The sequence below is a fragment of the Liberibacter crescens BT-1 genome (assembly GCF_000325745.1).
GTDB classification, from domain to species: domain Bacteria; phylum Pseudomonadota; class Alphaproteobacteria; order Rhizobiales; family Rhizobiaceae; genus Liberibacter; species Liberibacter crescens.
Window position 1 is genome coordinate 276,951 of sequence record NC_019907.1, and the last position, 15,106, is coordinate 292,056.

Sequence of the window (15,106 nt, forward strand, 5' to 3'; positions counted from 1 at the left end):
GATTATCCATCCTCTTTCCAAAGAAGAACCGTTGCAGTAAGGGATATGGCAACAATTATTGGCACTGATGTTACTATCAGAGGAGATATGATGCCGCTTTTCCCAAATGCCTTTATAAGTACTATGATGATGTAAAGAATGAAACCAGAAAAAATTCCAGAAAGAATGAGAGATTGAGAATAATGGGTACGATTGAAATTTAAAGAAATAACTCCTGCAATTAATGTCATGGCAATAAGTAAGAAGGGTGTTCCTAAAAGGAAATAGAATTGTGATTCTAAAGGATATGTTTCTAAACCCAGAACATGTGAATATATAATTTTTTGAGGAAGTTCATAGAAGGGAATACTATTTGCTTGTTTAAAAAGAGAATTAAGAAACTTTTTTTGTAAATTACTCTTAATTTTTACTGACTCTAAAGCAATAGGCCTTGCTCCGTATCGATATTCTATAACTTTTTCCAGTAAAATATAACCATCTCCTAATATAGCTGATACAGCATCTTGTCTGAGAGTGATATTGTTTCCAGAATCAAGATGTATGACTGTAGGTTCTAGTAATTTTGTTTTTTCGGGAGAGATTGCCTTAAATCCAATAATGAGGCGTTCCTTCCCATTATTTTGGTTGATCCATGGAATTATAGTTGAATCTTTTTGAATATGACTTTCTTCACGCCAATTTTTAATTAAAGAGACAGCTTTATTATCTCCAAAAACTGCTAATGGATTGATACAAATTATGGTAAAAACTCCTAATAGGAAAGCACCTATTATAAAAGGTGAAAGTAATTGCCAAATAGAAATCCCTGCAGCACGAGAAACAACTAATTCGTATCTTCGGTTAAGTGTAATAATAACAATCATACCAACGAATAAGGCAATAAAGGGAGTAATCTGTTCGATGATTAATGGCATACGCAAGATAGTTAGAAATGCTCCTTTAAGTGTAGTATAACCAGGAAATCCTCCTATACGAGAACGGGTTTCATTAAAGTCAATCATAAATACAATAGAAATTATGGCTAGCAAGAAATAAGTTGTGACCATGATATAATATTTAAAAAAATACCGCCATAGTGTACCAAATATCATCGTATATCTCCACTATACGCTTTTAAATAAAAAACATCATCTACAGCCTCTTCATTTTGCCAGAAGTTTTCTATGTTTCCTTAATAGGATAAAGATCATAATTCCAGATGAAAAAGGAAAAAATGAGTATAAAAAAGGAATAAATATGAGATGTTTTTCTATTCCATTGACAATATAAAAGAATATCCAATATACACCAAAGGCGATTATTAAAGATACTATTACAGGGTGTATTTTTTGAATTCGGTGTGAGCGCACATCACCGGCAGCTACTAACGCAATTAATGCAAATACTATTGTAAGCATCCATTCTACCAGTCTTTTATTCATTTCTGCACTATATTCTCCTTTTCTGGATTGATAGTCAGGATCATTAGGATCTGGATTTAAGAGAAATGCAAGGTCACGGTCCATTGCTCTTAAAGTTATCTGCCCCCGGGTTTTCATGAGATAAGAAAGATTAAGGGTATAGGAATCAAATCGAATAATGGATACGGCATTCGTCTTCATGTTTTTTTGATGAACTTCACCATCTTGCATGATAAGAGATGTCCCATTTACATCTACATAGCCTTTTCGTGCATAGTATAAAAAATGAGTAGAAGGGTTTCGTGAATCAGCAACAAAAAGGCTTTTTAGAATATGGTTGGGGGTTCGTTCTGAAATTTGAATATATAGACCGTCACTTATACGATTGAAAGTTTTTTCTTCGAGGATAGAAGGTAATAGATCAGCATAGACTGTTGCGATTGTTTTCTTTGTTGCGATACGTAATTTAGGCTCTATTGTATTTTTTATAATAAACGAGAATATACTGAGGGCGATTGCTACGATCATTACAGGTCGAATCAAAATGACACGTGAAGCGCCAATAGAGTCAATAATTGTTAATTCTGAATCATTGTTAAGAGTAGTTAGCGTTTGTGTTACTGCTATCACTAAAGAAAAGGGTATAATAACAGGAATAATAGTAGGAAGAATCATAGCTGCCAATTGCATAAATGCAATTATAGATTGCCCATTGTCTGTTACTAAATTTATGCGTTGCAATACTTGCGTTATCCAGATAATTGCAAGGCCTATCATAAATGATAACAGGAAATTTCTGCAAACATGACGTAATATATAGAGCTCAAGTAGCTTCATGACAGTAAAAATAGCATATCAATTCTATTTAATTATGATAATATCATTTTATGATCTTTAAAATCTAAATAAGGTGTTTTTTATGGTATCTTTTTAAGGATACAGACAAACACAATTTTTGTATAATATTATTTATATGCAGAAATAAATCTTATTATATTTTAGTTTTTACAAGGGAAATCATACAATGATAGTATCTTTGGGTGTTTCATTAGATTCTTTTCTAGAAAGGAAGTTGTATTTATGAATGTGAATATTTCATTCTCTGTCAATCCCTCTCCATCAGCTGATCTTGCTATTATATTAACAACAGATAAGGTTGATCTGGAAGATATATGTCTGGTAGATCCTAAAAATGTTATAAAACGTGCTGCTGAGATTGAACGTTTTACTGGAAAAGATGGATCAGTGCTCAATATTTTGGTTCCTGAGGCTTCTCCATTTAATCGATTGGCAGTGATTGGTTTGGGAAGAAGGGAAGAGCTTGATAATAACTCTTGGTTAAAAGCAGGAGGAAATGCAGCATCATTAATAGGAAAAGCAAAGAATGTTGTAATATTTGTTGATTCTCCTGAAGTTTCTTTGACAGCGCAACAAGCCAGCAATTTTTCTCTTGGGCTTTTATTAAGAGCATATTCTTTTGATCAGTATAAAACACGTAAAGATGAAATTTCTGATGATCAGGATACAGAAGTCTCTGTTTTAATCGTAATGAAAGAAGCTTCTGCTGCTAAAAAAGCTTTTGTGGATGTTCAATCAATATCTGATGGTGTCAATTTAACTCGAACTCTTGTGAATGAACCAGCAAATATCTTGGGTACGTTAGAACTGGCTGAAAGAGCTAAAAAATTGGAAGAGTTCGGTGTTGAAGTTGATATTCTTGATAAGGATGCTATGGCTAAGCTTGGAATGGGAGCGCTTTTAGCTGTTTCGCAAGGTTCATCTCGTCCTCCTTATTTAGTCATTATGAAATGGAATGGTAAAAAAACACATGAACAACCTCTTGCGTTTGTTGGTAAAGGAGTTGTTTTTGATACAGGAGGTATTTCAATAAAGCCTTCTTCTAATATGGAAGATATGAAAAGCGATATGGCAGGTGCTGCAACTGTTATTGGTCTTTTGCAGGTTTTGGCAGCGCGCAAGGCAAAGGTTAATGTCGTCGGTATTATTGGTCTTGTAGAAAATATGCCAGATGGTTCTGCTCAGCGTCCAGGGGATATAGTGACATCAATGTCAGGTCAGACTATTGAAATTATTAATACAGATGCAGAAGGCAGACTCGTTCTCGCAGATGCTTTATGGTATTGTAAAGAATATTTCCAGCCAAGGCTTATTATTGATTTGGCAACTTTAACTGGTGCAATTATGGTTTCGTTAGGTACAGTTCATGCAGGATTGTTTTCTAACGATGATAAATTGGTGCAGCAGTTAATTGCTGCAGGTTTGTCTACAGGTGAGTATGTTTGGCATATGCCGATGGGTAAAGATTATGATAAATTGATCGATAGTAAATTTGCTGATATAAAGAATTCTGGTGGTCGTTATGCTGGTTCTATTACTGCTGCACAGTTTCTTAAGCGTTTTGTTGATAATAATACACCTTGGGCACATCTTGATATTGCTGGAATGGCTACCTGTTCTTCCCCTTGTGAGGTGAATGTTTCTTGGGGATCAGGTTTTGGGGTTCGATTGCTTGATGAGTTCATAAAAGCTAATTATGAATAATGCCTGAAATTTTTTTTTATCAATTAAGTGGGTGGACATTAGAGGATTCCTTGCCACCATTACTTGAAGAAATTTTGAAAAAAGATCAAAAGGTAATTATACAATGTGGCTCTGAAAAGAAGCGTGATCAGTTAAATGAACATTTGTGGACCTGGTCAGAAGATAGTTTTCTTCCACATGGAATAGATGTTGGCGAGGAAGCAAGTTTTGCTTCTCGTCAGCCAGTTTTATTGACAGTTTTTTGTGATAATCCTAATAATGCTCATGTACGAATCCTGATTGATAATGCTTTTGTAAACATTGAAACTGTTCTCTCTTATGAAAGCGTTATTATTATGTTCGATGATTATGATAAAAACCAGCTGGAAACAGCCCGTAGTGAATGGAAAAATCTTAAAGCCCAAGGTTATAAGTTAAGCCATTTCCAGAAAAACAAAACCGGTCTCTGGGAAAAAAAGGGGATAAAATAATAGGGAACATATGTGTTCTCGGTTTTTATAGGATGTTCTAAGAATAGGTATTGATTTTTGTTTAATGTCAGCAATATGAATTTAATTTTTAATTTTTAATTTTTATAAGAAGATTTATGTAATAATTATTTAAATATAATAATGTGAGGAAAAAGATTGTGGCTGTTGAGTGTACTTTTTCAATGATAAAACCTGATGCTGTAAGACGTAATTTAACGGGTATTATAACTACAATGTTAGAGAACAGGGGCCTGTGTGTCGTTGCTTCTAAACGCGTATGGATGAATAAAGAACAGGCAGAAATATTTTATGCCGTTCATAAAAACCGTGTTTTTTTTAATGAACTGATTCAGACAATGATTTCAGGGCCGGTGATTGTACAAGTTCTTGAATGTGATTCTGCTATACTTAAAAATCGTGAAATTATGGGGGATACTGATCCTGCTAAAGCTTCTGAAGGAACGATCAGAAAGAAATTTGCATTGTCAATTGCTGAAAATTCTATTCATGGATCTGATTCAGCAGAAACTGCAAGACAGGAAATTTTTTACTGGTTTTCGGGAGCAGAATTAGTGGGATTGGGTTGTGTTATGAGTGAACAATTCTGATATGCATTTTTGTTGTTGAAAATATCTATTATTATTGCAATAATTTTTTAAATATAATTTTTATCTCGCAGTAGAATGAAGGTTTATTTATCTTCTGCGATGCTAAGTTATTTTTTATAGATGTTATTTTAAAGATTTTTTAGTGTTATTTTTAGTTAAAAAATATAAGTCGAAGTATATTTTAATTATTTTTTAAAAATTTATGGAATTTATGATGCAATTTTATAGACAAGTAACTTGTATTTTAAAGTTATTGATGCAATCTTCTAAGGGTAATTTCCTTTTTCTGACTGCTGTTATTCTTCCTGTTATGATAGGGATCGTTGGTTTTGCAATTGATGTTGTGAACGTGATGTATTATCGGTATGCGTTACAAGCTGCTTCTGATAGGGCAATTTTAACAACTAATGCTTTGTTGTCAAGTAAAGAAACAAATATTTCAGAGCAGAAAATAAAGGAAATTGTTCAAAACAATTTGGAATTTAATCTATATCATGACTTTGGTCAAAACGATGCTCAAGAGATTTCTCAGGATGCAGATATTGCTGTTACAAGATATGTTGCTAAAAAGAAAGGAGCTTTAGATTCCTATAGGATTGTCGTTCAACCTGATTATGATATGCCGATTAATCCATTCTCGTTTGCTATGCGTTTTTTAGGTAAAGAATATGTAAGTTTGGCAACTTATTCTGAGGGGGTTGCAGGCGGAGTCAAAAATCAGGAGAGTCAGTCCGTATCCCTAGAGCTTGTAGTGGATGTATCTGGCTCTATGCGGTATCCACCAATAGATAAAAATGGTTATGATTATACGCACTGTTTTAGTGACGCTAAAATGGTTGACCCTATGCTAGAGGTAGTGATAGATCCACAAGGAGAGAAGATCTTCTCTACTGATCGTTATCTCATTACTTCTTGTAATCCTTTGTACTATCCTGGTGTTATTGATGGTTCTAAGTTGAAGAGGGTGAGAGCAAGTGAAGTACAAAAGACAGCGGCTGCGAAAGTTGTTTTTTTAAGGGACGCAGTATTTGGCCTTGTAAGGCATTTCGATTCTTTGGAGAACAGTGCTGAAAAAATAAGAATGGGGGCTGTTGCGTTTGACGGTACAGTAAAATCAAAATCTCCTATGAATTGGGGAACAAAGCATATTAAAGATTATTTTATAAATTTGGAGAGTACAGGAGGTAGTACTAACTCTACTCCTGCACTCTACTCAGCTTACAAGATGTTGAGTGCAGCTCAAGAAGACCTCATACATAAGGCTAAAAATAATCAAAATATAAAAAAATATATTATATTCTTAACCGATGGAGAGAATGATCCGGGCTTTAATGAAACAAGTATCCCCATTTGTAAAGCTGCAAAAGCAAAAGGAATTAGAATATTCGCAATAGGATTTTCTCTTGAAGCTCTTTCTACAGCACATAAGTTTTTGACAGACTGTGCTTCTCCAGGAGACTATTACGATGTTGCTCGTGCTTTAGAACTCTCTAGAGTCTTTCAAAACATTGCGTCTATTGTATCTTCACAAGTGAATCGCCTAACGAAGTAGAAAAAAGATTTTTATTTTTAAGGAATCGTTTGACATAGAGATGATATTTTTGGAAGGGATATGAGCTCGTCATCCCTTTAAAAGCTCTTTTAGAAATCTCCGCAACAGTGAGGCCACTTAAATCAATAATCATTTTTTGTGTTGTTGTGTGCGGTATAAGGTATAAAAATGCAATGAATTATTGCAATGACCCAGTAAAATTAATTGGCTTTAAACAGGACTATATGATAGTTTATTAACTTAAAAAAATAAACTTATAAGTTAATATGAGAGTTGATTTTTGAGTATGCTTAAAAAAATAAACAACATACGATGATCCTGAGCGATATTATACAAGATTTTAATTCTATAGATAATTGGGATGATCGTTATCATTATTTAATTGAGTTAGGGAAGAAACTGCCTCCAATACCAGAGGAGAAATGCACACCAAGTAATAAAATATCAGGATGCATTAGTCAAATTTGGCTTATTAAACACATTATTGAGGAAAAAGAAAAAAGTCCAAGGATAATTTTTGAGGTTTATTCAGATTCACATATTATTCGTGGATTATTATTTATTATGCTGGCAATTTATTCAGGGAAGACGGCGGATGAAATACAAAAAATTGATGCAATGAAAATATTTTTGCAGTTAGGTTTAATAGAACATCTTTCTCCACAACGTGCAAATGGTTTAAGCATAATAAATTCCACGATTCAATCTCAATCACGTCTTTAGAATACTCAAAAAGAGTAAGTGGTTTATAGTCTAGTATATCTATAAGTCTCCTTAAGGTATTCGTTTTTTTCTTATAATATTAATGCTGATAAAAAAAAGTATTATTTTTCAACTCATTCAACCATTTGTTAAAGATTGGCTTCTCCATTTTTTGTTGTTGACAGCACTAATATTGTATAGTGTGCATCCGCAACCTTTTTTAACTATATCAGGTTTTATTGATAACTATACTATAGTCACTATAACCGGGCTCATGATGTTAACAAAAGGCATAGAAATGAGCGGTTTTTTTAATTTTATAGGACATATTGTTTTACGGTATTTATATAATGAACGGTGGTTAGCATTATTCCTGGTAATTTTTTCTGCTTTTTTATCCGCATTTCTTACGAATGATATAGCTCTCTTTATTGTTATTCCTTTAACAATTTCTTTAAGAACAACTTCTGCGTTATCAATCAATAAACTTATCGTGTTTCAGGCAATGGCAGTGAATGCTGGTTCTCTGCTAACACCGATAGGTAATCCTCAGAATATTTTGCTTTGGCATTCTTCAAAATTATCGTTTTTCGCATTTATTCAGCAAATGTTTCCACTTTGTATATTTATTATGTTCAGTTTATTAGCTTTAACTTGGCTTTGTTTCCAAAATCGGATTCTTGTGAAAGAGCCTCATATCCAAGGATATTCTTATAAACGACAATTACTGTGGTGTTGTATAGGGCTGTATTTCTTATTTATGTTTAGCCTCAAGATGAGTATACCTATGTATGGTTTAATTATCGTATTTATCGGTTTCCTAATTTTAGAAAGAGATGTGTTGCTTCACATTGATTGGTGTTTAATTATAGTGTTTTGTATCGTGTTCATTGACATAGGTCTGTTGACTCGGTTACCAGCATTGGGATCTTTCTTTCAGGAGATTGCAACGTTATCTCGGGATAATTTATATATATTGGGAATAGGATTTTCTCAAGTGATTAGTAATGTACCTGCTACTATCCTTTTGCTCAAATATATTCCATCTAATCAGTTTTTGGCTTATGTCGTCAATATTGGAGGTTTTGGTTTCGCAACGAGCTCATTTGCGAATTTAATCGCACTTCGTATGGCAGGTAATCAGCGTATTTGGTTTGTTTTTCATTTTTATTCTGTGTTGTTTCTTGTTTGGACTTCAGTCATTGGAGCATGGTTTTTAAAACTAGACATACTTCAGTATAATAGTATTTTAAAATAATGTGTTAAAATTAATTTTATGAGTGTGAATTATACATTTTTTAAATCTTTATAAAAAAATGATTTAATTATTAGCTTGTATATAAGAACAGCTTTTGTTAGTTAAGTTCTGTATAAAGTGTTTTGTAATGCGGTCGTGGCGGAATTGGTAGACGCGCAGCGTTGAGGTCGCTGTAGGGAAGCCTGTGGAAGTTCGAGTCTTCTCGACCGCACCACTATTGATAGTTCAGATTTTACTGTATCTGATACAACAAATAAATGTCTATTGTTGATAAGCAAGGTTTTTTGTAATTAGGTTTGGCTATTCTCATAGCTTATCTAATTTTTAAAATGAGCTTGCATTCGTTAGAGTTAAATTGTCTTCATAGGTTTTATTGTTTGTAGGAATAACTTGATGCATATTTTGTTCGTTAATGCGCCATGTATTGAGTATTATGGCGCATTCTTCAGGTTTTAATTCTTCTAATATTTCTTTTGCGCGACTTATGCCTTTATTATTCTCAGCAAGCTGAGGATAAAATTTTTCAAGTATGAAGGTTGCTTGAGAAATGTTCATTTGAAGTGCTCTGAGAGTAATTGCAAATTGGTAACCAGAATTCCTGGATAAGATTTTTTTTGCTAAGCTTATAGTTGACATGAGTGTGTCAGCAAGCACTCTTGAAAAAGCTTGTTTTTCCCCTGATCTTGCAAACCGTACTAGTAATGCTTCGTGTATGGGTGAGAGACAAGCAGAATTTTTTTGACTTTCTGGATTTTTAGTAAGGTGTTTTGAAATTTGCAATAATTGTTTTCCGATATTATCTGCATCTATTTTTTTATTTTTTTCATCTAAAAAAATATTTTTTGCATTGAATTTTTCAAGATTTAAAGAAAAAAGCATTCTCTGTTGTAAGCTTATCAGAGTTTTTTTGACATTTGATGATAGGTTATTACGATGAGTGATAGCTTGTATATATTCAAATCCTTGTGTTTGAGCAATGGTAATGAGAGTTTTATCACTAATGGCTTGAGACCTTGTTAAGAAGATAGCCGCAATTGATATAGGCTGGCTTCCAATAAAAAAGGATACTTTTTCTGGTACGTTAGGACATCTTGATAAAGCTGCTACTGCCTGGCGTTTTGCTTCCTCACTTGAAGAATAAAACAATTCTGTAAAAAGTTTTTCGAATTCTTTTAATTCTTCTTGGGATGCATCAGGCATATTTTCAAAACTAGTGATGGTTGCCATTAAAACGACATCTTTTTTACGGAGGTTTATAGGACCTCTTGGGTCACCAAATTGGTCACGCACTATTATAATCCATCACTGATAATAAAACCCTAGGTCATTAAATAGACTTTTATTCTATAATCTTTAATATGGGATCTATTTAGTTAACTGAAGGTAAAGATATTTATAAAATATATTATTATTTTCGGACTAATAGATTTTTTATTTAATATAGTTTTGCATATAACATAATGGGGTTATTAAAAGTAGGGAATTTAAACTTGGTGGGTGATGTAGGGATCGAACCTACGACCCGCTGATTAAGAGTCAGCTGCTCTACCAACTGAGCTAATCACCCAGTACTGTTCATTGAGTACTCGGTATCATATAGACTAGCAATTTTACTTTTGTCTAGTCATTTTAAAAATATTTTAAAATTTAGCATATTACATCGTATTTCTTAAGATCTAGAAAATCTATTGGTAGAAGATACAGGATATAATCTAACTTTCTTGAATGAGATCAAAAAAAGATAAAGCTATAAAGTGCAGACTTTAGGTGGTTTGTTTGCAAGAAAAACTTTGTGTTTACTGCAAATAATACCTTTTTGTGCTATTGAAAATATTTTCACCAGATTGAATTTTTTTGTGACATTTCAGATTTTTTCTTGCGCAGCTTTTCTTTTTTATCCTCTGATATTCCTGTATCCTTGAGTTTTGAATCATCAGAAGTTTCGGTATATTGTGAAGGAGGATCTGAAAGGTATTGTCGTTTTTGTGTATCGGAATTTTTTTGTAATATATCAGTTTTTTGATATTTATTTTTGGATAATAATTTCTTTTTACTATTAGGGGTAATAAGCTCTGGTCTCTCTACATATTTTATTCCTTTACTGTTAGGACCATGGTTAGATAGTGAAGCGATATGGGATATATCTTGTGCAAGTTGCTCTGTAGAATTTTTGCCGGTTCCGTAAGTAGGAGAGCTAGCGCAGCCTGATATGGAAAAGGCTGTACATTGTGTTATTAATATAAAAAATAATCCACCTCTTTTAAGGGGACGTACCGTCATCGAAAACTCCTTTATGCTATGGAAATCATTCACTTAAATCATTAACACCTAAAGCATGCTTGTTAAGGTTATTATATCGTATTCATTTATTGATAGCAACTAATGGTAAGATTCATTTTTAAAAGGCTATCATGCGATCTATTTTGTTGAGTGGTTTTCTGTTTTCAAGGAGGGTGCGGGATCTTTCTTCATCTTTGCGCATACATGTTACAAGGGCATTCAAATTGTCAAACTTTATTTCTGAGCGTAAAAAATCAAAAAATGATACAGCGCATATTTGTTGATAAATTTCCTGAGAGAAATCAAATACAAAAGTTTCAAGTAAAGGTACTCCATTCTTGATAACAGTAGGACGATAACCAAAACTTGCTACTCCTCCGTAGGAAATTCCTTCCTGCGTTCGGAAACGTACGGCATACACACCTTTCTTTAGATTTACAGAAGAATGTAGCTGCATATTTGCTGTAGGATATCCTAATTTTCTTCCTAGTTTTTGTCCATATATAACTTCTGATTCGACAGTGAATCGATAACCTAAAAGATTGGCAGCTTCATCTACCAAACCGTTTTCTAAAGCATTTCTAATATTACTGGAAGAGATCACTTTGGTATTATTATCAAAGAGTTTGTTAACGAGTGTAACCTCAAAGCCATATTGAAGGCCTTTTTCTTGTAAAAATTTTCCATTACCCTCACGCTCTTTACCAAATTGAAAATCTATCCCTATGACAATTTGTTTTGCTTTTAACCATTTAACCAATACATTTGTTACGAATTCTTCAGCAGAACAGGCGGCTAATTTTAAACTGAACTGGTATTCAATTAGGGCGGATAATCCCATGAATTTTAAAATTTTAACCTTAATAGATCTCGTGCTTAATTTAAAAATTTGGGAGTGAGGTTTTAGTATTGTGCGCGGATGTGGTTCGAATGTCAGGATAAGAGTTGGGCGGCCTTTCGCAATTTGCAAGACTTTTTTTATTATCAAACAATGTCCACGATGTAGTCCATCAAAATTGCCGATAGCAACTACTCCACCTTTTATACTTTCTGGTAAAGATTGATGTATATCAACACAATGAAAAATTTTCATAATTTGCCTTTTTTAAGTTAATTGAGGCATCCACCAGTGAGGGTATAGAGATTTCTTTTCAAAAAAAGCCTGCATTTTTTCTACATTAATTTTACCATTAATCGTATATTCATCCATATGAATACCATTGCTGATATAAAGGATATCCAATCCATTATCTAAAGCGCCTTTAACATCTGTTCCCATATTATCACCTATAGTCAGTACACGTTTTTTTTCAAATTCACCACATATAGCATGAGCTTGAAGAAGTGCTTGCTTATAGATAGGTTGATATGGTTTCCCTGCCATTTTTACAGTTCCCTGAAGTTCAGAGTAAATTGCAGCAAGCGCTCCAGCACACGCCACTGTTTTGTCAGATTTCTTGACAACTAGGTCAGGATTTGCGCAGACAAAAGTGAGTTTGCGTTCTGCAAAGTTAGTTAAAAGAGATCGATAATCTTCAGGTTTATCAGTATCATTATACATGTCAGAACAGATTACTATATCGGCATGATGCTCATCAACTAATTCTACATCGAGTCCTGAAAATAAACAGTAATCTTTTGGGGGGCCTAGAAAAAAAATTTTTTTAGGGCCATTATCAATTATTTTTCTTGTTACTTCACCAGAAGTAATGACACTATCCCAAGCACTGTGCGGTATTCCTTTATGATCTAAATCAAGAATAACACTTGAAACTGGACGTGGCGAATTCGTTAATAATATCACTGTACATCCAGAGAAACGAGCTTTTTCCAATGCAGTTATGGCCTGAGAGAAAGCTTGTGATCCATTGTGGATTACACCCCATACATCGCAAAGGATAACATCATAACGTTGTGAAATTTCACTGAGATTTAAAATTCTTTGAGGCATGGGTAAAATCCTGGTTAATTTAAAATTAAATTATTTCTTTAATCTCTCAATTAAATGACTATTGACTTTATTTAGGCACATTCTTAAATAAGCTTTGTTAGCACTTAACTAAGTAGAGTGCTAGAAGTTAAGTGGGTAGTTAAAGAAATGTTATCATTCAGACTATCATTTTATTAGGGATTAGAAAAAATGACAATTAAGAAATCATTGCGTCCATTGAAAGGACGTGTACTTTTGCGTCGAATTGAAAGTGAGCAGACGACAAAAGGTGGAATAATAATACCAGAGAGTGCAGCAGAAAAGCCTAGTGAAGGTGAAGTAATTGCAGTAGGTCCTGGAGTTGCTGATTCCTCAAACAAGATTGTCCCTCCTGATGTTAAGAAGGGTGATCGTGTTCTTTTTGGTAAGTGGTCTGGTACAGAAGTAAAGCTTGATGGAGAAGATTTTCTCATTATGCAAGAGTCGGATATAATGGGTGTAATAGAAAAATAAATATACTGGTGCAGTTTAATGTCGTTAACATCTCGAAATGCCTTTTTTAGGCTTTAGGTGTTTATTTTAAGATTATATATCTTTTGAAATCTAGGAGTTTTAATAAATGGCTGCTAAAGAAGTCAAGTTGGGTAGTGATGCGCGTGATAGTATAGCTCGCGGTATAGATAAGCTTGCAGAGGCTGTAAAGGCAACCCTCGGTCCAAGTGGTTGTTGTGTTGCTATAAAGAAAAGTTTTGGTGGTGTTCGTGTAACTAAGGATGGGGTTACCGTTGCTAAGGAAATCGAATTTGAAGACAAATTCGAAGATATGGGCGCTCAGATGGTGCGAGAAGTTGCTTCTAAAACCAATGATAACGCTGGTGATGGTACAACAACTGCTACTTGTCTTGCTCAGGCAATGGTTAGGGAAGGGCTTAAGGCTATTACTGCTGGAAGAAACCCTATGGATGTAAAGCGTGGTATAGACGCTGCTGTTCAGGAAGTTGTGGCGCATCTTAAAGATAGTGCTAAACAGGTGAGTACATTTGAAGAAATTTGTCAGGTTGCAACGATTTCTGCTAATGGCGATGGTCAGATCGGTAAAGATATAGCCATGGCAATGGAAAAAGTTGGTAAAAAGGGAGTCATCACTATTGATGAAGGAAAGACTGCTGAAACTGAAGTAAAGATTGTTGAAGGTATGCAGTTTGACAGAGGCTTTTTATCTCCTTATTTTGTGACTAATAGTGAAAAAATGGTTGCTGAATTTGACAACCCTTATATCCTTATACATGAGAAAAAAATTACAGGTCTACATTCTTTAGTTCCTTTGTTAGAGCAGGTTGTTCAATCTTCTCGCCCTCTTTTGATTATTGCTGAGGATATTGAAGGAGAAGCATTAACTGCTCTTATAATCAATAAATTGCGCATTGGATTGAGGATTGCTGCTTGTAAGGCTCCTGGGTTTGGTGAGCGACGTAAAGAAATGTTGCATGACATAGCTGTATTGACTGGTGCTACTTTTATATCTGAAGAAGTTGATATTAAGCTTGAAAAAGTTACCATAAATCACTTGGGTACTGCTAAGAAAGTCACTATGACCAAAGAAGAAACTGTCGTTGTAGACGGTGGTGGTGACAAATCTAAGGTTGCAGCTCGTATTGCTGAGATTGAAAGAGCTATCAGTGATACTAAATCTGATTACGATCGGGAGAAGTTACAAGAACGTCTTGCGAAGTTATCTGATGGTGTTGCTATGATCATGGTTGGTGATGCAACTGATGTAGCCTTGAAAGAGAAAAAAGATCGATTTGAGGATGCTCTGAATGCAACACGTGCTGCTGTTCAGGAAGGTGTTGTTTCCGGTGGTGGAACAGCTTTGCTTCGTGCTGCTCAGAAGATTTCTGTAAAAGGTAGTAATGATGATCAAAATACGGGTATAGATATTGTTCGCAAAGCTATTTCTGCTCCTTGTAAGCAGATCATTAAAAATACTGGCGAAGAGCCAGCATTGATTGTAAGTAAAATTCTTGAGAATAAATCTCAGACTTTTGGTTATGATGCACAAAAAGCAATATATGGCGACATGCATGCAATGGGAATATTAGATCCTGTTAAAGTTGTAAGGTGTGCGTTGCAGGATTCTTCTTCTATTGTGGGGATGTTTCTAATGACAGAAGCTGCTGTTGCTGAACTTCCTAAGAAAGAAGCTCCAGCTATGCCTCCTGGTATGGGCGGTGGTATGGACATGATGTAAAAGTCACGTTTTAATATCATTAAAGAATTAATAAGGGTACCTTTTAGGTGCCCTTATTTTGTTACAGTCTTTAAAATTGTAGAGTTTTTCATA

General features: G+C 34.2%; 14 protein-coding genes and 2 tRNA genes. 9 read left to right on the plus strand and 7 right to left on the minus strand.

Annotated features, from left to right (window positions below):
- Positions 1-2 precede the first annotated feature (2 nt).
- Positions 3-1,091 (minus strand): LptF/LptG family permease, encoded by a 1,089-nt coding sequence (locus B488_RS01195; RefSeq protein WP_041770545.1) that lies wholly within the window; start codon positions 1,089-1,091, stop codon positions 3-5.
- Positions 1,092-1,142: 51 nt separating this feature from the next.
- Positions 1,143-2,237 carry an LptF/LptG family permease gene (locus tag B488_RS01200; protein WP_015272663.1) on the minus strand — a complete coding sequence of 365 codons (1,095 nt, stop codon included), beginning with the start codon at positions 2,235-2,237 and terminating at the stop codon, positions 1,143-1,145.
- 243 nt (positions 2,238-2,480) lie between these two features.
- Between B488_RS01200 and B488_RS01205 the strand changes: the two genes are divergently transcribed.
- The 7 genes from B488_RS01205 (at position 2,481) to B488_RS01235 (ending at position 8,766) form a co-directional block, all read left to right on the plus strand.
- Complete coding sequence (locus tag B488_RS01205) at positions 2,481-3,962, plus strand: leucyl aminopeptidase (protein ID WP_015272664.1); 1,482 nt, start codon at positions 2,481-2,483, stop codon at positions 3,960-3,962.
- Positions 3,962-4,432, plus strand: a complete 471-nt coding sequence (locus B488_RS01210) for a DNA polymerase III subunit chi (protein WP_015272665.1) — start codon at positions 3,962-3,964, stop codon at positions 4,430-4,432. The genes B488_RS01205 and B488_RS01210 overlap by 1 nt, the downstream gene beginning before the upstream one ends.
- Before the next feature lie 158 nt (positions 4,433-4,590).
- Positions 4,591-5,040 carry a nucleoside-diphosphate kinase gene (gene ndk / locus B488_RS01215; RefSeq protein WP_015272666.1) on the plus strand — a complete coding sequence of 150 codons (450 nt, stop codon included), beginning with the start codon at positions 4,591-4,593 and terminating at the stop codon, positions 5,038-5,040.
- A 214-nt stretch (positions 5,041-5,254) separates the two neighbouring features.
- Positions 5,255-6,592, plus strand: a complete 1,338-nt coding sequence (locus B488_RS01220; protein ID WP_015272667.1) for a vWA domain-containing protein — start codon at positions 5,255-5,257, stop codon at positions 6,590-6,592.
- Positions 6,593-6,904: 312 nt separating this feature from the next.
- Positions 6,905-7,315: a SufE family protein gene (locus tag B488_RS01225; protein ID WP_015272669.1), complete on the plus strand. Its 411-nt coding sequence runs from the start codon at positions 6,905-6,907 to the stop codon at positions 7,313-7,315.
- Positions 7,316-7,397: 82 nt separating this feature from the next.
- Positions 7,398-8,552, plus strand: coding sequence for an SLC13 family permease (locus B488_RS01230; protein ID WP_015272670.1), 1,155 nt, complete (start codon positions 7,398-7,400; stop codon positions 8,550-8,552).
- A 129-nt stretch (positions 8,553-8,681) separates the two neighbouring features.
- Positions 8,682-8,766: transfer RNA gene (locus B488_RS01235), tRNA-Leu, on the plus strand.
- A 110-nt stretch (positions 8,767-8,876) separates the two neighbouring features.
- Here the strand turns inward: B488_RS01235 and B488_RS01240 are convergent.
- From B488_RS01240 to B488_RS01260, 5 genes are all read right to left on the minus strand, one after another.
- Positions 8,877-9,842 (minus strand): hypothetical protein, encoded by a 966-nt coding sequence (locus B488_RS01240; RefSeq protein ID WP_051012095.1) that lies wholly within the window; start codon positions 9,840-9,842, stop codon positions 8,877-8,879.
- Between the two features lie 201 nt (positions 9,843-10,043).
- Positions 10,044-10,119, minus strand: a tRNA-Lys gene (locus B488_RS01245).
- Positions 10,120-10,388: 269 nt separating this feature from the next.
- Positions 10,389-10,832, minus strand: a complete 444-nt coding sequence (locus tag B488_RS01250) for a hypothetical protein (protein ID WP_015272672.1) — start codon at positions 10,830-10,832, stop codon at positions 10,389-10,391.
- A 118-nt stretch (positions 10,833-10,950) separates the two neighbouring features.
- Positions 10,951-11,925 (minus strand): bifunctional riboflavin kinase/FAD synthetase, encoded by a 975-nt coding sequence (locus B488_RS01255; RefSeq protein WP_015272673.1) that lies wholly within the window; start codon positions 11,923-11,925, stop codon positions 10,951-10,953.
- A gap of 12 nt (positions 11,926-11,937) precedes the next feature.
- Positions 11,938-12,783, minus strand: a complete 846-nt coding sequence (locus tag B488_RS01260) for a TIGR01459 family HAD-type hydrolase (protein ID WP_015272674.1) — start codon at positions 12,781-12,783, stop codon at positions 11,938-11,940.
- A gap of 189 nt (positions 12,784-12,972) precedes the next feature.
- Here B488_RS01260 and B488_RS01265 point away from each other — a divergent pair, with 189 nt between their 5' ends.
- Both B488_RS01265 and groL read left to right on the plus strand, forming a co-directional pair.
- Positions 12,973-13,275: a co-chaperone GroES gene (locus B488_RS01265; protein ID WP_015272675.1), complete on the plus strand. Its 303-nt coding sequence runs from the start codon at positions 12,973-12,975 to the stop codon at positions 13,273-13,275.
- Positions 13,276-13,381: 106 nt separating this feature from the next.
- Positions 13,382-15,013, plus strand: a complete 1,632-nt coding sequence (gene groL, locus B488_RS01270; protein ID WP_015272676.1) for a chaperonin GroEL — start codon at positions 13,382-13,384, stop codon at positions 15,011-15,013.
- Positions 15,014-15,106 lie beyond the last annotated feature (93 nt).